Annotated in this window: 15 protein-coding genes and 1 tRNA gene; 10 read left to right on the forward strand and 6 right to left on the reverse strand. The window is 38.6% G+C overall.

From position 1 onward, the window contains the following. Positions 1-37: 37 nt before the first annotated feature. The gene (locus tag MSSIT_RS10805) at positions 38-553 is read left to right on the forward strand and encodes a response regulator (RefSeq protein ID WP_048172335.1); all 516 of its coding nucleotides are present in this window, start codon (positions 38-40) and stop codon (positions 551-553) included. Positions 554-669: 116 nt separating this feature from the next. Here MSSIT_RS10805 and pap read toward each other — a convergent pair whose 3' ends face one another. Beyond that, positions 670-2184, reverse strand: a complete 1515-nt coding sequence (gene pap, locus MSSIT_RS10810; RefSeq protein WP_048172337.1) for a polyphosphate:AMP phosphotransferase — start codon at positions 2182-2184, stop codon at positions 670-672. A gap of 192 nt (positions 2185-2376) precedes the next feature. Here pap and MSSIT_RS22030 point away from each other — a divergent pair. After that, positions 2377-3472, forward strand: a protein-coding gene (locus MSSIT_RS22030) for an IS1 family transposase (RefSeq protein WP_156158937.1) whose coding sequence is annotated in 2 segments (ribosomal slippage) — positions 2377-2801 and positions 2800-3472 — 1098 coding nt in all. Because the reading frame shifts where the segments join, the coding sequence is not laid out codon by codon here. 1680 nt (positions 3473-5152) lie between these two features. After that, positions 5153-5835, forward strand: a protein-coding gene (locus MSSIT_RS22035) for an IS1 family transposase (RefSeq protein WP_148704729.1) whose coding sequence is annotated in 2 segments (ribosomal slippage) — positions 5153-5473 and positions 5476-5835 — 681 coding nt in all. Because the reading frame shifts where the segments join, the coding sequence is not laid out codon by codon here. 779 nt (positions 5836-6614) lie between these two features. Here the strand turns inward: MSSIT_RS22035 and MSSIT_RS10840 are convergent. Then, positions 6615-7079, reverse strand: a complete 465-nt coding sequence (locus MSSIT_RS10840) for a hypothetical protein (RefSeq protein WP_048172343.1) — start codon at positions 7077-7079, stop codon at positions 6615-6617. Between the two features lie 883 nt (positions 7080-7962). On the opposite strand from MSSIT_RS10840, the gene MSSIT_RS10845 reads away from it, so the two are divergent. From MSSIT_RS10845 to MSSIT_RS10860, 4 genes are all read left to right on the forward strand, one after another. Next, complete coding sequence (locus MSSIT_RS10845; RefSeq protein ID WP_048065388.1) at positions 7963-8295, forward strand: DUF2551 domain-containing protein; 333 nt, start codon at positions 7963-7965, stop codon at positions 8293-8295. A 36-nt stretch (positions 8296-8331) separates the two neighbouring features. Continuing rightward, positions 8332-8733, forward strand: a complete 402-nt coding sequence (locus MSSIT_RS10850; protein WP_048172346.1) for a hypothetical protein — start codon at positions 8332-8334, stop codon at positions 8731-8733. 262 nt (positions 8734-8995) lie between these two features. Beyond that, positions 8996-9068, forward strand: a tRNA-Gln gene (locus MSSIT_RS10855). Positions 9069-9639: 571 nt separating this feature from the next. Then, the gene (locus MSSIT_RS10860) at positions 9640-10047 is read left to right on the forward strand and encodes a DUF1699 family protein (protein ID WP_048174693.1); all 408 of its coding nucleotides are present in this window, start codon (positions 9640-9642) and stop codon (positions 10045-10047) included. A gap of 258 nt (positions 10048-10305) precedes the next feature. On the opposite strand, the gene MSSIT_RS10865 is transcribed toward MSSIT_RS10860, so the two are convergent. Together MSSIT_RS10865 and MSSIT_RS10870 are read right to left on the reverse strand one after the other, a co-directional pair. Continuing rightward, positions 10306-10824, reverse strand: a complete 519-nt coding sequence (locus tag MSSIT_RS10865; RefSeq protein ID WP_048172348.1) for a hypothetical protein — start codon at positions 10822-10824, stop codon at positions 10306-10308. Between the two features lie 478 nt (positions 10825-11302). Next, entirely contained in the window at positions 11303-14218 is a 2916-nt protein-coding gene (locus tag MSSIT_RS10870; protein WP_231589760.1) for a disaggregatase related repeat-containing protein, read from the reverse strand. A 1162-nt stretch (positions 14219-15380) separates the two neighbouring features. Between MSSIT_RS10870 and MSSIT_RS10875 the strand changes: the two genes are divergently transcribed. From MSSIT_RS10875 to MSSIT_RS10885, 3 genes are read left to right on the forward strand one after another with little or no spacing between them, the layout of a single operon-like run. After that, the gene (locus MSSIT_RS10875; RefSeq protein ID WP_048174694.1) at positions 15381-17765 is read left to right on the forward strand and encodes a glycosyltransferase family 4 protein; all 2385 of its coding nucleotides are present in this window, start codon (positions 15381-15383) and stop codon (positions 17763-17765) included. 11 nt (positions 17766-17776) lie between these two features. Continuing rightward, positions 17777-18784 carry a glycoside hydrolase family 130 protein gene (locus tag MSSIT_RS10880; RefSeq protein WP_048172352.1) on the forward strand — a complete coding sequence of 336 codons (1008 nt, stop codon included), beginning with the start codon at positions 17777-17779 and terminating at the stop codon, positions 18782-18784. 55 nt (positions 18785-18839) lie between these two features. Further along, positions 18840-20180 carry a glycosyltransferase gene (locus MSSIT_RS10885; RefSeq protein WP_082088960.1) on the forward strand — a complete coding sequence of 447 codons (1341 nt, stop codon included), beginning with the start codon at positions 18840-18842 and terminating at the stop codon, positions 20178-20180. Positions 20181-20224: 44 nt separating this feature from the next. Here the strand turns inward: MSSIT_RS10885 and MSSIT_RS10890 are convergent, their stop codons facing one another. After that, the gene (locus MSSIT_RS10890) at positions 20225-20569 is read right to left on the reverse strand and encodes a hypothetical protein (protein WP_048174695.1); all 345 of its coding nucleotides are present in this window, start codon (positions 20567-20569) and stop codon (positions 20225-20227) included. Positions 20570-20666: 97 nt separating this feature from the next. Beyond that, positions 20667-20954, reverse strand: coding sequence for a nucleotidyltransferase family protein (locus MSSIT_RS10895; RefSeq protein WP_231589761.1), 288 nt, complete (start codon positions 20952-20954; stop codon positions 20667-20669). Between the last annotated feature and the right edge of the window lie 68 nt (positions 20955-21022).

The following is a 21022-nucleotide window of genomic DNA, read 5'->3' on the forward strand; positions in this document are numbered from 1 at the left end:
AATTCAGGAGCTGAAGTAAAAAACGAAGGTGCAATTCATGGCAGAAGGTAGAATTCTGATAGTTGAAGATGAACATATTGTCGCAATGGGAATAAAACGGATGTTAAAGAGTTTGGGTTATACACTAGCAGGCGTTGCATCATCTGGAGAGGATGCCATAAGTAAAACCGAAAGCACTTTTCCTGACCTTGTACTGATGGACATAATGTTAAAAGGGGATATGAACGGGATAGAAGCTGCAAAAGAGATCAAAGCACGCTTTGATGTGCCTGTGATTTATCTGACCGCCTGCTCCGAAAGTAAAATAGTGGAACGTGCCTGGAAGACAGGACCTCTGGGATATATTGTGAAACCCTTTGACGAAAAGGACCTGCAAAAAAGTATTGATGTAGCTTTGCGCAGGCACAGGATGGAAAAAAATGAGCTTGAAAAGGGCTCTGAAAAAGCTGTGAAAAGTTCCGAAAAGTGTGGAAAAAGCTCCAGAAAGTATCTTGAGTCTGTTAAACGCACTGAACCTGTTGAATGCGCTGAAAGTCTTCAGAATTTAAAATAATACTCTGATTTTTTGATCAGACATTTAATTTTTCATCCATTCTTTTCCAAATCCTTTCAAGACTTAAACTGTTTCTAATTTGTTTATCTCTAATCTTTTCAATTCAAATTGATTTTTTAAGTCTTCTTTAATTCTTTTTCAAGGGTTTCAGCTACGGTTTTCAGGACTTTTATCCTTGAATAATGTTTGTCTCGGGACTCAACTACTACCCAGGGGGCACCTGTTGTACTCGTTTTTTGGAGCATCTCGTCGGCTGCAACTTTATAGTCTTCCCACTTTTTCCGGTTTCGCCAGTCTTCTTCTGTAATCTTCCAGCTTTTCTCAGGATCTTTCATACGGCTTTCAAAACGTTCGAGCTGGATTTCTTTATCGATATGGAGCCAGAACTTGAGGATAATCACCCCCGCATCGGTAAGGATTTTTTCAAATTCATTTATTTCCCGATAAGCTCTTTTCCATTCTTCTTCCGTACTGAACCCTTCTACTCTTTCTACAAGGACGCGTCCGTACCAACTTCTATCAAAAATGGTTATGTGCCCTGCCATAGGGACAGCTTCACAGAAACGCCAGAGATAATGGTGGGTTTTTTCAGTATCGTTTGGCGAACCAACGGGCACAACCCTGTAAAGCCGGGGGTTGAGTTCTTCAACAAGGCGGTGGATGTCTCCTCCTTTCCCTGCAGCATCCCAGCCTTCAAAGACTATGACAACCGCTCGTTTTTTTCTATAAAGTTTATACTGAAGGTTTTCAAGTCTGTGCTGGTAAAGTTTTTTAGCTTCCCTGTATTCTTCTATGGAAATACTTTTAGAGAGGTCGGTCTTTTCCAGGGTTGAACCGTTAAGTATCGGGAGATTTACACTTCCAATGTCAAGGTACTTGATTGTCTGCTGCCCAGGAGTCCTTGTCACCTCTTCAATATATGTCTCAATCGCGTGGGTTACCGTTACCATTATTTTAAGGACTGCAAAATTCCTGTCATTTGCCTCGACAATTGTCCAGGGGGCATTTGGAGCGTCGGTTCTCTCAAGTATTTTTTCCATAACAGGCAGGTATCCAACGTATTGCTCGATAAAGTCCTGTTCGATTCCGTTTTTTCCTTTATATTCATCGAGGATCAGAGGGATATCCCTTTTTTTGATTTTCTTGAAACGTTCTTTCTGTTCTTTTTCGCTTATATGGAGGAAAAATTTGAGTATCAGATATCCATCGTCTGCAAGCTGGCGTTCAAAATAGTTAATCTCTTCCAGGGCATTTTCCAGGGGTTCTTCGTCTTTTTCTTTTCCATAAAGCTCGATTACTGCCCGGCTGTACCAGCTCCGGTCAAAGATCCCAATCCTTCCCTTTACAGGGACCCGCGCCCAGAACCGCAGAAGAAAAGGCTTGAGGAGATCTTCATAGCAGGGCCTGGTCATGGTGTGGAAATCAAATCCTCTCGGGTCCAGGGGCAGGATAAAACGGTTGATATCTTCCCCCATCCCTGATGCGTGCCAGCCTTCAAAAACAAGTATTATAGGGATTTTTAGCTCCCATGCCCGGCGTTGAAGTTCCCCGAGTTTAACCTCAAGTGTTTTCATACTCTTTTTATATTCTTCGTTATTTATCGTCTGGGATAAGTCTAACTTTTCAAGCATGCGGAAACCCTTAATTTTTTTAAGATCAGTTTCGAATAATGTGTTTAAGGTATTATTGATTGGGCAGGTATAAGTTTTGTCCTTTATGGAGAAAGTAAGGGTAAATGAATTAAAAATATAGGTTTGTTTAAAATATTGATGGCCAATTTGTATTTGATTGGTATTATATATGAGGAATTATATGTTTATATTATGGGGAAGAGAGGTCCTAAACCACAATTTACTGACGTTGCCTGTCCTAACAAAGGCTGCAAGCTCTACGGCCTTACTGGTCAAGGCAATGTTACTGGAAATGGAACTTACATAAGCCGTGGAGAAAAAACAAGAAGATATCGTTGCCATGCATGTGGCAAAGCATTTTGCAACCATACAGGTACTTTTTATCATGATCTTCGCAAAGATGATAAAACAATTGATTTAGCTTTAAAGATGTCTATGAAAGGAATGAGCATTCAAGCTATTGCCGATGTTTTAGAGGTACAACCTGCCAGCGTAAAGCGCTGGCTATCCCGTGCAGCTGAACAATGCGATAAAGTAAATGATACTATGATGAAGAACGTAGATGTGTCAAAGGTAGAAATGGATGAACTATGGGTTATAATCCAAAAAAATATTCCCACGAATGAAAAATTATGAAGATGATGGGCCCTGGATGTGGGTATCTTTTGCACCAGGTTGCAGGCTAATTCTTGACTTTGTAATAGGTCCAAGAAAGCAGTATGTTGCAGACAAACTGGTTGAGTTAACTATCAAACATCTTCCAGATAAAATCCCTCTTTTTGTCACAGATGGGTTGAACTTTTATAAAGAAGCTCTTTTAAAACAATTTGGAGTTTTGATAGAGTTCCCAAGAACTGGGAAAAGAGGAAGACCAAAGAAACCAAAAATCGTTTCCTCTGAGGATTTAAGGTGTGCACAGGTAGTAAAAACAAGAAAAAATGGAGTACTTGAGAAAGTAGAGAAGAAAATCATTTTTGGAGAAGACATTGAACAAAGCGAAATATCAACAACTTTACTGGAAAGACAAAACCTAACCTTCAGGCAGGATAACAACAGAGTGTCAAGGAAAACAATAGGGTTTTCAAAAATGAAAGAATGGTTAGAAATACAGATGAAGCTCTATTGCACGTATTTTAACTTCTGTAGAGGGCATGGAGGATTAAGATACAAAGATGAAAGAGGGGTTGAATGCAAAAATACACCTGCAAGAGAAGCAGGGATTACAGAGTCAAAGTGGACTTTGAAGGAAATACTGACATTTAGGTGTTTCAAAACATCAATCGGATAAAGATGGACCATCAAAATATTCGATTAAAAAAAATTATGTTTTATTTTTGAGCTTTTATACGAAGAATATCATGTGCGATAAATATGGAATAAATCAAAAATTTTGCCAGAAAGTCGAAAAAATATACAAGTATGCATCAAAAATATATCAAAAATCGAGATATGTTTTTCATGCAAAATCCCATTTGAATAGTGTATACGGATGAGATCAAAAATAATTATATAATTATAGGTTAATATTATTTCACAAAATCTCAAAAAATATACTTTCTTCAAAAAACCTATATATCAGTATATAGTGGAGTATAGCTTAACATAAATAAATTTGTTTAACTATGTTTGGTTATATTATATCATAAAATAAATACTTAACATTTATTCGATTTTTTTAACAAATTTCACATATATCTAATTAATTATTATTAAGTAAAGATATTCACACATATATTTTCTATATGTTGTATAATAAACTGCTCTAAATCTAAACCAATATAAAATCAAAGACAAATAAAAACATACATAATATTATGTTTTATTTACTATATACGAGTTTAGAAAATTATCCTGAAACAATAGGATAATATATATATATTTAGATATACAGACAAATTAAACACTGTTTGCCAAATAATTCTCTATTATATAATAGATATCAAACAAAAGATTTAAATTTTCATTTTTTATAACTATAATTTACAAAGCATATGTTCAAATAAACGTTTCAAAGTATATGTATCTCCTGAAAAAATAACCATATTAAAAATACATTATAAGGTGTAGTCATATGCTCAAGATACGTTTAAGATTCACTTTACGAAATAGATATTTCAATATACTCTTTGAAAAAATAGTAATTAAATAATAAATAATTTATAGGTACATTTAGTTACATTTTTGTAAAATATATATTTTATTGAATTTATGGATAAAGGACAACAGAAAATAAATACAGATATTATAATGGATATCTTTCTAATATATATTTTTAAAACGAGGATATTTTTTATCGCAGATAAAACTGTTTAAAACATATTATTCAAGCGTCTGTATTTTTCGCCAGCAATATTAAATTGGCTTATATTTATAATATTATGTTTGAATGAAATAGGGTAGACGATGTGACTCAAATATCCTTGAAAACACATATGTACAAAATAGCAATTTCCATCAATATTTTGTTAAATAATCTAGATTGGTCATAGTGTATAATTATTTATCGAAAATATTTTTTTGGACAACAAAATTGAAGGAAGCTTTTACTATTCATAATGTATATGTGTATAGATGTTCCCAGATTCAGAATTATTTTCCTGAAATATTTTTTTGCATTAAATGGTGCGGTGATCGGCAAAATACTTTCTATTCCTATAGTACTTGTAATGATTGACTTAACAAAATTGGGGCTAGATAGAGAAATAGAACCCAAGGGAAAATATATTCCTATAGTATGTACAAATAACTGATTTTAGGATCAGATAGGGTCCGGCAGGAGTAAGAAAAACCGTGAAAATATGACTGAATGAAACCAAATAAATCTCTCATGCAAATAAATAATAATTATTCATTAGAGATATTACAAAATTGCCCTTTTGTTCAGCAAAAGGTGAATTTAATGTCTGATAAATAAGTTTGGTATTGGTAGTTAATTATAGTTATATATTATGAAAACCTATATTTCTGCATGAATTGCCCAAGATGCAAAAGTTCCAATCACACAAAAAACGGTATAGTTTGTGGACGTCAACGCTACAAATGCCACGATTGTGGGTATAACTATTCAGTCGAGCTAAAATCAACTGCTAGTTCTCCTTTAGTTAAGAGACAGGCTTTGCAACTTTATCTTGAGGGATTAGGATTTCGCTCAATAGGACGATTTTTAGGGGTAAGTCATGTTTCTGTCCAAAAATGGATAAAGAAATTTGGTCAGGAGATGGAGGAGCTAAAAAGCGAAAATGAGATATCTATTGTTGAACTGGATGAGATGCACACTTACATCGGTAACAAAAAAAATATTGCTGGATCTGGATTGCTGTTGATAGAGTTGGGAAAAAGTTCATCAACTGCTCTTTTGGTAGCAGGGGAACGAAAACTGGACAACTACTCTGGGAAAAATTAAAGAAGAAAGAGATTGGAGAAGTGATGACTGATCACTGGAGGGCATATGCAGAGTTTATTCCTGAAACTATTCATACTCAATCCAAAGCAGAAACGTATACAGTTGAAGGATATAACGGCATATTAAGGCACTTTCTGGCAAGGTTGAGACGAAAGACAAAGTGTTATACCAAGAGTATTGAAATGCTAAAGTACTCTGTTCTTCTATTGATGAAACACAGAAATAAAGAGTTATCTATACTTAATTAACAATACCATAAGTTTTATTATTTTTTTGATCTATTTTGTTAGTCGAATAAGAGCTATAAATGAGGACGAAAAATTAAATAAAATGTTTTGGGATGAAAATTGTTTTTCTTATAGAGCTGATCCCAAAACTCAAAATTTGCTTCTTTGGATCTCGTATTTTAAGTAACCAATCGAGCTTCTGATTATGAGAGCAATCCTGAGCAATTCTGACAATTGAGATTAAAAACTGGGTTTTGGGATGAGCTCATAATATAAATTATCCAACTATATAAATTATTTCAAATTTTATTGACATATTTACACCAATAATATAAACAATATGATATAAAATTTTTTTATTGTACTATATTTATATATTAGTTTTTGAAGTAAAAACTCTATACTGCATACATCAAGTACTATGCAAAACACATATGTGAACTAATGCCAAAGAAAGTTTAGAAAAAGTTAAATTAGAGTGTTAATATGTATAATTAGACAAAATTTAGTTAAGTAGTTATACTGTGTATAAATATTCTATCTATATTATATTTTTCTATACTTATATATGTTTTTTCTCAGATTCAGACACATTTTCCAGCGTCTTTTCAGGTAATTAATTTAAGTTCAAAGCAGAATTGTAGATGTTTATTTTAATGAAATTAATATTATCAGAATTTATACGCGTGGAGTTGGTTAAATGTCAAGTAACTTTATATAATTACATATTTTTAAACTGGCTTTTTTAATCAACCACTCCCTATTCTTTGTCCAGAATCAGGAATTTAGATGTAACAAAATTATAATTCCAACCTTAAATCAAAGATTTCTTCAAAAAGTTCGTATTTTTTACGAGCTCTATAAAGGTACTGGCGGACAGGAGTCTTATCTTTTGCCCGAGCAAAGAGGGCTTCGATCTCTCCCTTTGAAAAAACGGCTTCAAGTTTTTTTATGGGGACGGCTTTAAGCTCTTCCCAGCTGTCAACTACAGGGTTGCTTATAGGTATGGGGATCGGAAGGAGTGTTATCAGGACTTCGCCCATCCAGTTCCAGTCCGAGTCATAAATATTTGCGTAGAAGGCTCCGCATGAAGTGCATTTTGTTATGACTGCAATAGTCTCCCCAAAAGCATGATAGCTAAGGCTTACAAGAATTGAGTCACAACTGGTGCAGTTGCCAATCTCGTTTTTTTCCAGGCTATACGCAGGTATTCGGTTTTCATCAATATAAAGAGTTTTCTCATTAAGGTCGTACTTATATTCCACATTATCCGCTCCTGAATGAGGCCTGAATCCTGGAAAGTAATTTTCTCTGTCCCAGGTATGTTATTTAATTTCCTTTTTGATTTCTGTCTAAGGTAATTACCCTATTAAAATTGATCCCTCTTTTAGGAATAATCCTTCTTTTTGAAGGAAAATTGCAGTTTCAATTACACGCCTTTTTTCTCTAAAGTCATTTGTTCTTCCTTGCCCCCGCATAATCTCAGATATTTAGAACTCCAATTAAAGTTGCCGCATATTCCTACCATAATAACGTTTAAACCTCTTTTGTATATGTAATCAATTTATTTTAAAAAATAAATTATATTTAGGATCAAGAACAAGTGATTTATAAAAACAAGACCGTGTTCAGGTTTTGTTGTATTATAATGAATCAGGAGCGGACCTTGAAATTAGCGTGAAAGAACAGAAAACTCCTACTTTTGTTATATCAATCAAATAAACTATGCCTATTTTAGCAATTTGAACACAAACTTAATATATATGTTCGTAAGAAAATAATAATGTCAGTAAGTAAATATATTATCCAAGTGTTTAAATCATCAAAGGGGCCTAACAGGCTTTTTCAAATTTAAAACGAATGGAGTGCTTTATCGAAAAAAATAGTTAAAAATGAAAATATACTAGTCCGGCTTTTGGTCAAGGCGATTTTAAGAAACCCACAGGTGTACAGATAGTGAGAAAGGATGATAAAAAGCGATATATTATAGAAGGAACATATCTATACTCATAGATGAGCTTGAAGCAAAGTATAATTTCCTGAAGAACGGGGGCTTTAATATCCATTCTCATCAGAACGAATAAATTTACAAACCTATATATAGATCTATAACTGACATTGTTTACTATATCAGTAGAGGTGGTAATTATGGTATCCATCCGAGCTAAAGTAAAATCCAGATTAGAGAAATTTCTTGAAGTAGATTCCAATGGATATCGAAGGGCTATACTGTGTATCTTCATCAAGGTAAAGAAAACGACTATTGATGAGCTGCATGAAATGCTTTCAAGCAGGTATAACGTATCAAGAAACACGGTAGCATCCATGGTAGGCTATATCCATTCGAAACTCGGAATCCTGAGGGCACATAAAGAATCCTATAAAACCCCCATGGTTTACCTTTTGAGAGAGGAGTACATAGACCTGATAATGAAGATAGTTGCTTCGCCCTCGAAATCATCTACTGATTCTGCAGCCTGAGATTTTATAAATTTAATTCCAATTGCCTGATAGACAATGCCACTTGTGAAAAACGCACCAAGAACAGCAACCACTATAGTGATACGGTCGGATGCCAATACCCGTATAGGCCATTCAAGAGACCCATACTATAATTTAATGAGGCGTATTTTTCAGGAAGACGCAACTGCTGTACGGGGACAGAAATTCCTGTCAATGGTTGAAGAACGACAGGAAGCAGGCAACGCCATCCGAACGGATGAATGGAAGACCATTCTTGAAGAGCTCCAGATAGGTCGAGCATCTTTTTATGCAATGCGCAATAAACTCCTCGGAGCCGGGCTTATTGCCATAAAAAATAAAGAATACCGTCTTTCCGGCCAGTTCTCCAAAGACCTCATGGACATGGCCCGCTGGTGGTGGACTGCTGTCCTTAACCAGTCAGAAGAAAGTCTGTGATGAAATAAGTCTGTGACGGAATACTTAAGTAACCGATCTTTTCGATTTTTTGACAGAATAATTCCTTGAACCGGAGAAACTTCATTTTGAAAAATATTTCATGTTTCTAAATTAAATTTTTAGAGATTTTAATTTATGATTCAATTTATTGAATTTTTGGTAGATTCAAGGGCGCTCACCCGAAAGCTATATATATAAAATCTTCCTTTAGAAGATACGTTTCAGGGCGCAAGAATCACGCCCCACAGCGAAAAATCATCGAAGCCCGGTAGTGTAGTGGTCAATCATGCGGGACTCTGGATCCTGCAACCTCGGTTCGAATCCGTGCCGGGCTATACTCACTATTTTATTAAACCGTTTTGACCCTTTTTCCAAGCCGAATCTGTTCTCAACAAACCAGTTTTTGACTTAATTTTTTGCCACCAATTTTCGAACAAATAGCAGAATACTATTTTTTATATTCTTACTTCAGATAGTTTCATGTTTACAAGCAATCAGCTCAGGAGTTTAGGCAAAACAACTCACAGCGAACTCATTTTTTGACCTTTATTTGGCTTCAAACTTGAAATAAGAAATTCAGAATTAAAAAACCTGAAATCCAGAATTAAATGGCCTGAATAATTGAGTTAGTTTAGATAAATTTTTTCTATATGATCAAGGGAAATAAATATTACATTATTTATGAATAAAACTCTAATTAGAGTTTTTAATCCATTTTAAGGCATTTTAATGTGTTTTCTTAAAGGCCTGAGTGGAGTAAAATAACCGATATACTATTGAAATAATATTAGCTTAATGAGACAACTATTTATAATAAGTTGATGTAGTATGTATTGTGATTAAAACATAAAGAAATTGAACCTTAAACCGACTTAGAATATGAAACAACTTTCCGTGGGGGAAAACATGAAAATTAGAGTAGTCAGTTCCAGAGAAGAAATCTTTACATTGAATCCAAACGAAAGAATAGTTCACCTGGCATTCAGGCCTTCAAACAAGGATATCTTTGGATTGGTTGAAACCTGCCCGAAAATTGAAGTAATTCAGCTGCCAAAATCATACAGGCGCACGGTCTCAAGATCTATAGAGATGTTCCTGCAGATGCAGCGTGTCCAGCTTCTCGAAGGAGATGTCTGGGGACACAGGAAAGATATTAATGAATATTACAACATTCCAGCTTCAGCAATCAAAAAGATTAAAGAAATGAAAATGGAAGGTAAATCTACAGAAGAGATCGAAAAAAGAGTTTCAAGGGAAAGTAAGCTGAACCCGGAAATGGTTAATTATATCCTGAATAAGGAAATGCCTGCCTGAATCCAAACAGGCACTTTATGCCCTTTGCTGGAGATTAGACCGTACAGGGATCGATTCCACATACATCAACATTTGTTATCTAATCTTCAGTTTTCTTCAGTTTTAATGCCTTTTGTTTAGTACCTTTAGTTTTAATCTTCTTTTTTAAGTATAAGATAAATTAGACATATATTCAGGAAATTTTTCAAGAAAAACCTGCCTGTTCTTCGGGAGTAAATAGGTTGAAATTTTGAGGGTTTTTGAGACATCCGGTATTTTCTAATTATTGATCGCCCTTTCCGCTAATTCCCTCTGTCCTATACTGTCTTCTCCCCATTTCTGTTTCGCATCTTCGCTCCAGTAAAGTTTGTACTTTCCAATCATAGATATAGGAATTGTAAAGACTTTTGATCTTGAATTTCTGGGGGTACTGCACCTTAACCATTTATACTGGTTTTTTTCAGAGTCATATACCAGGCAGTAGTCAAGTTTAAAGGCGCGGGGTATATCCGAAGATTTATAATAAACCTGTTTTAAACCTCCTTTTGGTTCTTTTTTCTGCCTACCTCCAGGTATCTTCGCCTCTTCTTTTCTAATGTCGTCAAGATACCTTAAGCTCTTTTCGACTTCACTTTTAAAGATAATCATGTGCCATTTTAAGGATAATGGATATTGTTTTTTTAGAAGTACACTTAATTCGGCTATTAGATCAGAGTCATTTTGCGTGCTTTCAATTTCTTTCATTATTCTTTTCATTCTGGCCAGATTTGCTCTCTGTCTTTCCTGACTTGTTACCATAGCTATCGCCAACACTCTAACATAAATACAACAGTCAGGTGTATGGAATTCATGTTATTAAGTTTTTTTGTTATTGGGGAACGAAGGGGAAATTGATAACGAAAAGAAGGAACAAATAAGAAACAATAAGACACCGGAAAAAATCAAATTACATTATAAAAAATATTAATATATTACACGAAACAACAGGACATCATGTAGAACAACGGGAAGAAAAATAGTAAATTATTTTCTAAAAGAGAAAGGATTTGATTAAAATAACTAATCCAACGTAACACAAGGAGTTCCCACTGAAAAAGTTCTGAAAAAAAAGAAGTTCGGGGTCAGGACCTGATCAACCCGGGGCATCACTTAAAAAACAGTAAGAAAGTAGAAAGAAAATCTGAAAAAATATACAGGAATGAGGTTAAACATTATTTTTTCATGCTCAACCCACATCCCGTAGAGATGCATTCCTGAAGCTAAATTTGCCTATTAATTACTGCTTCAATTGCAAATTCAATTTAGGACGCTGATTCTCACTGCCTGCCTCTGAACTGTAGAAAGCTATATAATTATTGTTTTCCGTGCGGGCTTTGATCAGAAAACCGGTATTGTCGTATTTGCCGCTGACGTATTCGCTTACCAGATCCGTCACGTCGATCTCATGGTAGCTGTTATCCGGAAGGTCGCTGCCCTTAATCGTCATTGTAGCATAAGGAGTGCTGCCCTGCAGAACCCCGTTCCTGTCGTACCAGTCTCCTCCTGCATTTTTCCAGGAAACCCTTTTGTCTTTTTTATTCCAGCTCACGTAGTCCGGGTTCCAGGAATCGGCAGGCCTGTAAATCTCAATCACAGTATCTTCCGATCTTGATTTCTCTGAAGGATAGTACCAGTATAGAGAAAGGGTCGCACTGTTTACCCCGCTATGATCAGCATACTCGCTCAGGTCAAACTGCATCAGATCTCTATACCTGCTAACTCCACTTAGCGCACCTACATCAATATAGGTTGAACTCTGGTAGACGTTTTCAGCGGAAGCTTCACGTAGTCGGTTGTCCTTTGCTCCGCTTACGGTCACATCAATAGGCTGGACATCAACCTGGTTTACAGATCCCTCTTCAGTTACAGTAAGTTTGGGTTTCTGGTTTTCATATCCGCAGTCGCTGCTATAGAAAGCTATGTAATTATTGTTTTCCGTGTGGGCTTTAATCAGAAAACCGGTATTATCGTATTTTCCGCTGATGTATTCATTTACTAGATCGGTTACGTCCAGCTCGTAGTAACTGTTGTCAGGAAGGATACTTCCCTTGATAGTTATTGTAGCATACGGAGTACTACCCTGAAGAACCCTGTTCCTGTCGTACCAGTCTCCTCCTGCATTTTTCCAGGAAACCCCTTTGTCTTTTTTATTCCAGCTCACGTAGTCCGGGTTCCAGGAATCGGCAGGCCTGTAAATCTCAATCACAGTATCTTCAGGTCTTGTTTTTCCTGCAGGGTAATACCAGTAGAGGGAAAGAGTCGCATTACTGATTTCTTCGGAATCTGCATACTCGCTCAGGTCAAACCACATTATATCTCTGTACCGGCCAATACTCATTGCACCGACATCAATAAAGGACGAACTCTGGTAGACGATGTCAGGCGATGCTTCACGCAAGCGGTTATCGTAGATCTCTCCTGTTATAATTGAAGGATCTTCCTGCTTAGAAGTGTCTTCCTGTTTAGAAACGTTTATGGTTGCCGTAGCTGAATCCGTCAGTTTACCATCGCTTACCATAAAGGTTACGCTGTACGTTCCTTCCTGTCCGACAGCCGGAGTCCAGGAAAAAACCCCTGATTTGCTATCAAAAGCTGCTCCGGTGGGTAGGTTCGAAGCCGAGTAACTGAGGCTGTCCCCCTCTGCATCAGAAGCACTTACTGTAAAGGTCAGACTTTTTCCTATCTTAACAGCAGCGTCCGGAATGGAATTCATCACAGGAACCTGATTGGTAACTACTTCCGTTGTTCCGGATTTGGAAGCATACTTTGTGTTTCCGTATGTTCCTATGTTAATCCTGCCTCCGTTGTCCTGAGACTCCTTAGAATAGTCCGAAGCGCTGTATCCTGCATCGATGCAGAGGGAGCTCGTGCTGTCAGTGACCCAGCTTTTTCCGTTCCATCTTCCTGCTTTTGATTTCAGGTGGTAGTCGTGGCTGTTTCTATCGGCAAACTGGGGGTCTACTTTTAGATCAGAAGCCGAAAGCTGGACATTTCTGGAATCTCCTCCTGCATTTCCGTAGACGCAGTTGTTCTGCAGGATAAAAGAATGAGTTCCGGACAGCTCATTGTTTATTCCGTATCCGCTTCCCCCGCCTGAAGAGGACCTGGAGTTTGAAAGTATATTGTTCCTGATAGTAAGAACAAAACCTGAACCGGAAGGAGCCGGGGAATAAACAGTTTTCTGGACAATTCCAGCTCCGTAGGCCCCATCGATAACGTTGTTTTCAATGAGCCCGCCGAACCCGTTGGATACGATTCCTCCGATTATACTGTTGCTGGTCTTGGTTCCGGTATCATAGATCTGGTTATGGTGGACATAAACGTTTGCCGTCGAAACCGAATAGGATCCTGAGCCAAAAATCCAGATCCCTGCAAGAGCAGTTTTATAGATTACGTTGTTGTAGACTTCAATATCGTCCATTGAAGGAGTGTTATATTTCTGGATTTCAATGCCTGCTCCTCCTGAGCCTTCAGAGGTAATAACGTTGTCATGGAAGCTGGCTTTGTTTGTGTTATAAAGCCTGAGGCCACTGTTTGTCCTGCAGGTTATTATATTGCCGTAAGCTTCCACGTCAGAACAGCTACTGGCATAGAGCCCGTCGTGCCCGAGCAGGTAGATTTCGTTATCATAGAACTCGACATTTGTGCATTTATTGGTCTTCAGGCCGTCCCCGTGGTTGTTGGTCAGATACATATTATACACTTTTATGTTCTGACAGCTGCTGAGGTGGATAAGGTTATAATATCCTTTTCCGCTTACCACATTTGTATTTCCTTCCCGGTTCCCGTCGATTGTAAAACCTCGAATAGTAATGCCACTGCTTCCGGTGTTTCTTTCTTTAATCATCGGCTTCCAAGCCTCCCAGTTAGCATTACTGACAAGCTTTATTTTTACACCGGAGTCCCCCTCGAGGATAGTATTGCTGCCGATCAGAAGCGTATCGTCAATAACATAGGTAAAAGGACCTTTGAGGTGGACAGTTGTATATTCAGAATTTTCAGCAACGAATTTAAGGGCCTGATTTATCTGAACATGGTCATCTGTTCCGTCACAATTGAAATCTCCGCTCCCATCACCTGCTACGTAAATGACAGGTGTGGAACTTATGCATAAAGCTGCAGGAATAACCGACAGGACAAGGCAGTTTACCATAAGAAATACTACTAACTTCCTTACTAACTTCGAATTTAACAGAGCTATCACCTTACTTCTGTTTAATAAAATTTATTTAAAATTAACCTAAAAATTTATTCTGTTTATTAAGGTTTTTTGAGCTTCATGATTCGGACCTGGGATCCATTTCAACCGTAATTCATAATTTTGAGGGTACAATATCGAATCTGGCGGAGAGTATCCACTAATATAGTTTTAGATTCCAGAATTAATCCTGAAACGTCTTCGGATCAGAGGCTATCTTCTCAAGGTAAAAAATTAAAGATAGCATAAACCATTTCCTTTTCAGGATCTGATTTCTTGCATGGATAAATTTGCAGAAATTAACAGTACAAACAAATTACACCCAATAAATGCAATTAATTTAATAAGTTATATCGTACTTTATATGTTCTATTATAAAATAGTTATGAAAACTTAATTAATAATTTTAATATGTTTCACGAGAAAAAACTTACTACGAATACAGGAACGCAAATAGCATAATAGATAGACAAGTTTTACCTTTAAATCAGATGCTTGGTATATTACAAAAACACCCTTGATTTTTATAGAAAGATATCTTTTGCATTTGTGCCCTGACATAAACTGTAAATAAATTTTTTAAGCTGTCTGATTTATTTCCTATATTTTTTTTGTTTAAAAGAACTAATAGGACTTTAGAAATAATAATTTTTCCAGAAGTTTTATTACTTATTTTCATTAACTAGTTGAATTATATTTATAAATAATATTAAATATAAGTGAATACATTTCCTATATCTAATCATTATTTTGCTACTCATTTGACTAAGTTTTAGTAAAGTGAGTGCTCGGTTGGGGGTTGTATTTCTCGCCTTTTAGCAGTAAATTAAGCGGTTAAGATCAGAGTTTTCAAAAAGAACAATATGTTTTTGGCTTTGTGTCTTTTTAAACAATAGCACATTTTCTGATGGATATATGCAGTTAGTGAAATGCAATTTGATTAATAGGGAGTACGAGTTTGATAAAGTGTTATTAAGTGAAAATATGTTTAATTAAATGTTATTAAGTGGAGTAAATGCTTAATTGAATGTTATAAGGGGGGGAAAAGCCGAATTAAGTGTTTTAAGTCCCGAAAGCGGGAAGTAAGAACATGATTACTTTAAGTGGGGGAAAAAAGTTGAATAAACAGTTGAAAGTCTTCTTTATAGGAACTTATGTTCCGAAAGAATGTGGAATTGCAACATTTACTTTTGATCTTTTAAATTCGGTATCTGGTGTGCATGACGATGTACATTGCGAAGTCATTGCTCTTAATGACCCTTCCGAAACTTACAACTATCCTGAAGAGGTCATTTTTCAAATAGAACGAAACAGACTTGAAGATTACTACAGGGCTGCAGATTTTATAAACCAGTCCGATGCGGATATCGTATGTCTTCAACATGAATTCGGGCTTTTCTGGGGAAACGCGGGAGATTATATTTTTGCTCTGCTTTCAGGAATAAACAAACCTGTAATTACCACCATGCATACGGTAATTAAGGAACCGGAACCGGAATATCGTATATCTACAGAGCAGCTCATAAGATATTCCGAAAAGCTGGTTGTAATGAGCCAGACTGCAGTCGAGATGTTAAAAGAAGTATATAAAGTTCCGGATGAAAAAATCGAGATGATTTTTCACGGCTTACCTGATTATCCGTTTAACAACTGCAAGAAGTACAAACAGAAACTGGAGCTGAAAGGATCTCCTCTTCTACTCACCTTTGGCCTGCTGAGCCAGAATAAAGGCATCGAAAGCATGCTAGAAGCTCTACCGGCACTTGTAAGACAGTATCCTGATCTTGTGTACCTGATACTGGGTGCCACTCACCCTGTTATAAGGAAGCAATATGGTGAAAGCTACAGGCAGTATCTCACAAACAGGGTTTCCGAACTGGGGCTCGAGAAGAACGTACTATTTCACGATAAATTTGTAGAAAAAGATGAGCTCTGCAATTATATCCTTGCCAGTGACATCTACGTATCTCCCTATCTTTCCAAGGAACAGATAGTAAGCGGCGCTCTTACCTATGCGATTGGGATGGGAAAAGCAATAGTATCCACCCCTTACTGGTACGCCCAGGAAATGCTTTCCGAGAACCGGGGTCTGCTCGTTGATTTCGGAGACACAGAGGGCTTTAAAAATTCGCTTCTATATTTAATAGAAAACCCAGAAGAGTGTGACAAAATGCGCAGAAGGGCCTACGATTTTGGGAGGAAAATGACCTGGAAAAATATAGGAAAAGAATACAACGTGGTTTTTACCAAAGCATTAAAGCAATACAGACCCTACTCCGGAACCCAAAACCGGTTCAATTTCCTGCCGGACCAGCTTCCCGAAATAAAACTCGACCACCTCAAACTGCTGACCGATAATGTGGGGATTATCCAGCATACCAATCTGGGGGTTCCGGCAAGGCATTACGGGTACAGTACTGATGATATGGGTAGAGGGCTTGCTGCACTGGCCCAGCTTATCGACAGCCAGGAAAAAGCCGAAGAGCTTTGGAAATTGATTACCACCTACATGAGTTTTCTCGAACATGCCCAGACCGACACAGGACACTTCCACAACTTCATGAACTATAAAAGAGAGTTTCTGGACGAAGAAGGCAGTGAAGACACTCTGGGGCGGGCAGTCTACGGGCTTGGGCATGTGATAAGCTGCCCTTATCTTTCAAAAAACATGCGTACTCTTGCACACACACTCATCAGTAAAGCCGGAACACAGATGGAAAATTTGAGCTACCCGCGGGCAAAAGCCTACACAATATGCGGGCTGTATGAAATGCTCAGGGCAGGCGTTGATGCGGACTCATTTGAATCAATATTTAACTCTCGCAGGGATGCTGTCAGGGCTGTAGACTCCCTCATAGACAGGGATACTTTTGAATCCTTATTTCTCAGCCATGCCGATTCTCTGGTCGACCTGTATGAGGCTAACAGAAAAGAAGATTGGGAATGGTTTGAACCCACAGTAACTTACAGCAATGCAAAACTGAGTGAATCCCTGATCCTTGCGTACAAATACACCAAAGACCGCACTTACAGAAAAGCCGGGCTTGCCACTCTGGACTTTCTCACCGAAACCCAGTGGAAAGGCGATTTTTTTGATATAATTGGAAATAAGGGCTGGTACTCCTGGAGCGGGGAGAAACCGATTTTTGACCAGCAGCCAATCGAAGCGGGCTACCTGACCCAGGCTTACATTTCAGCCTACGAGGCTGTTCGGGTGAGTAAATATCTGAAACTTGCAAGGTACTCTTTTGAATATTTCCTGGGCAGAAACCGCCTGCAAATTCCCATGTATGACTCATTAACAGGCGCGGTCTACGATGGGATCAACTGTGATGGGATAAACTGCAACCAGGGTGCAGAATCCGTAATCTGCTTCCTCCTGGCTTTAAGCTCTTTAAATAAATGCACAGATGAAGCTTACAGTGCCCTATTCCAGCCCTCAGCAAGGAGCGAGGGCCTGACAAAGAAAAAGAGCCTGTTAGCGGTAAATCAAATCGACTGAGAAGTGAGAACATGATCTGGAAGGACCACGGAGAATTATTTGTAAGGCACAAAAAAAATCCTATCCTTACTGTTGAAGACTGGCCGTATCAGGCTAATTCGGTGTTTAACCCCGCAGCCGCCATGGTTGAAGGTAAAACTCTCTTAATGGTGCGGGTTGAAGACCATAGGGGCTTTTCTCACTTTACGGTAGCCAAGAGTAATAACGGGATAGACGGCTGGGAAATTGACCCCGAACCAACTTTGACTCCGGATGCTATTAACTACCCTGAAGAGATATACGGCATTGAAGATCCACGTATAACTTATATTGATGAGATGGGAAAATGGGCTGTGGCATACACTGCTTTTTCGGATTCCGGCCCCCTCACATCCCTGGCCCTTACCAGGGATTTCCGTAATTTTGAGAGGATAGGAGCCACCCTACCTCCTGAAAATAAGGATTCTGCTCTCTTTCCGCTGCAGTTTAACGGTAAATGGGCAATGTTGCACAGGCCGGTCTCTTCGATGAGCGGGGCAAAGGCAAATATCTGGATTTCCTTTTCTCCGGATATGCGGAACTGGGGAAACCATCAGGTGCTGCTATATGCAAGGGAAGGAGGGTGGTGGGATGCCCGTAAGATAGGTTTATCCCCTCAGCCGATTCGTACATACGACGGATGGTTAATTATGTACCACGGAGTGCGCCCAACAACATCAAAACTAAGTTATCGGCTTGGGCTGGCTCTCCTTGACCTTGAAGACCCGAGGAGAGTCCTCCACAGGTCCGAAGGATGGGTTTTCGGACCTCGGGAACTGTATGAACGCAGTGGAGATGTTAATGATGTTGTCTTCCCATGTGGCTGGGTCCTGAATGAAGACCAGATCCGTCTTTATTATGGGAGTGCGGATACATCGGTGTCCCTGGCGAGCGCAAAACTTAACGATGTTCTGGAGTATATCCATGAGTGCCCGGTGGAGCAGTGTCCGGCAGAATTCTGCAGATCTTTTGAAGGACACCTGCATGCCTCTATAGAATAAAATTGGGGAAGGAACTTAATATCAAAATACCGGGGGAAGCCTTATCCGAATTGCGATGTTATCTCCGATTGCCTGGAGCACGCCACCTAAAAAGTACGGACCATGGGAATACATGGTCTCCTTATTAACCGAAGGCCTGGTAAAAAGGGGAATTGAGGTTACACTGTTTGCAACAGCTGACTCGCACACGGCAGGCAAACTTCATGCAATCTGCCCAAGGCCTTACGAAGAAGATAAAGATATCTTGATAAAGGTGTATGAAGGCCTGCATATCTCAGAGGTCTTCGAAAGGGCAAATGAATATGATATAATCCACAACCACTTTGATTACCTGCCACTCACTTACAGTGAGCTGGTAGACACACCGGTTGTAACAACCATACACGGATTTTCTTCTCGGAAAATTCTGCCGGTTTATAAAAAATATAACAACAGTACCTTTTACGTTTCCATAAGTGATGCCTACCGGTGCAATGAGATCGATTATATAGCAACAGTACGGCACGGGATAGACATCGCAACTTTTCCGTTTAATGACAGGCCACAGGACTATCTTCTTTTTATCTCGCGCATCCACAGGGAGAAAGGTGCAAAAGAAGCAATAGAAGTTGCAAAAAAAACAGGCAGGAAGTTGAAAATAGCCGGCTTTATTGCAGACCCCGAATATTTTAAAAATGAAGTTGAGCCCCATATAGATGGTTCCCAGATCATTTACGAAGGACATGTAACCCAGGAGCGCAAAAAGGAGCTGCTTTCAAATGCCCATGCTCTCCTGCACATGATCAACTATGAAGAAGCTTTCGGGCTCGGGGTGGTTGAAGCCCTTGCCTGCGGGACACCCGTAATTGCAATAAACAGGGGTGCAATGCCTGAACTGATAATGGACGGCGAGACCGGATTTCTTGTAAACAAGATATCCGAAGCTGTAGAGGCTGTTGAAAAGGTTAACTCCATCTCCCGAAAGAAATGCAGGGAAAGCGTGGAAGAACGTTTCTCTGTTGACCGGATGGTAGAGGACTATATCAGGGTTTACGAAACAATTCTTAAAAAGCGAAAACGTGAAGCAAAAAGGCCCTGGGGCTTCTATGAAATCCTTGCCCAAAAACCCGGATATAAGGTCAAACGCATCACGGTCCTGCCTCAGGAACAAATCTCCCTTCAACGCCATGCCCATAGAAATGAACACTGGTATGTAGTCAGCGGCGAAGGCCGTGTAACCAAAAACAACAATCATATTAAAGTTCTTATAGGAGATACGGTCGACATACCCATAAACGAAGTGCACCGCGTAAAAAACACAGGCATTCAGAACCTGGTATTCATTGAGATCGCAGAGGGCGATTACCTGGGAGAAGACGACATAGAAAGGCTAGAAGATAAATACGGAAGAACCTGAACAGGCTTATCCGAATTTTTAGTTATCAACAACGGTAACTGTCTTCAGGCCGGGCATTCGGAGTTTTCATATGTTTTTTTGACCTGAGCTGCAACCTCTTTCCCCATCCTTTCGGAGACATTTTCCACAAAAAGGGTCATGTAATCAAATGGAACGCAGCCCAGGCTTTCTTCTCCTGACAAAATGAGCCTTATAAGGTATTCAAGTTCGTACATGGACAGCATCTTTATTCTTCTCAGGAAATCGGCTGCATCCTTTGAGTAGTGGTTTGCCAGGGGCGGAAGAATGGAACGATAGGGTACTCCCGAACCCGAGCAAAGAAGCCCTTCACACTCAGGAGCGAGCGTCTTTAAGATCCCAATATCTGTTTCTGAAAGTATTCTTGCCATGATGATCACCACAGTTAAGCAGATTCAGCGACGAATTCCTGAATATCGAGAATGGAATAAAGTATGTCTTCGTTATAATCTCCCGCAACTCTGCTGTTCATACCTCAACTACCTCTGAAAGGACATGTTTTCCTATCCTGGGTTTCAGAGAAGTTTTTGATACAAGATCGACCTTAATCCCAAGCCTATCCGATAATTCATTCTCAAGTCCGGCACACCCCAGCAATGTAATGGACCCATTGAATTCCACAAGGATGTCAAGGTCGCTAGATGGGCTCTGCTCTCCCCGGACATAAGAACCAAAAACTCCCATATATTTTATAGGGTATTTCTTCTTCAGTTCCGGAAGCATTTCCTGCAGTTTTTTAATATATATCAACTTCACGCTGGTCCTGCCGTTTCATAGTAATTTGGTTTTATGGCAGTTCATATATAAATAATGGTTTCAAGCTC

Origin of the sequence: Methanosarcina siciliae T4/M, assembly GCF_000970085.1 — an archaeon.
GTDB classification, from domain to species: Archaea; Halobacteriota; Methanosarcinia; order Methanosarcinales; family Methanosarcinaceae; genus Methanosarcina; species Methanosarcina siciliae.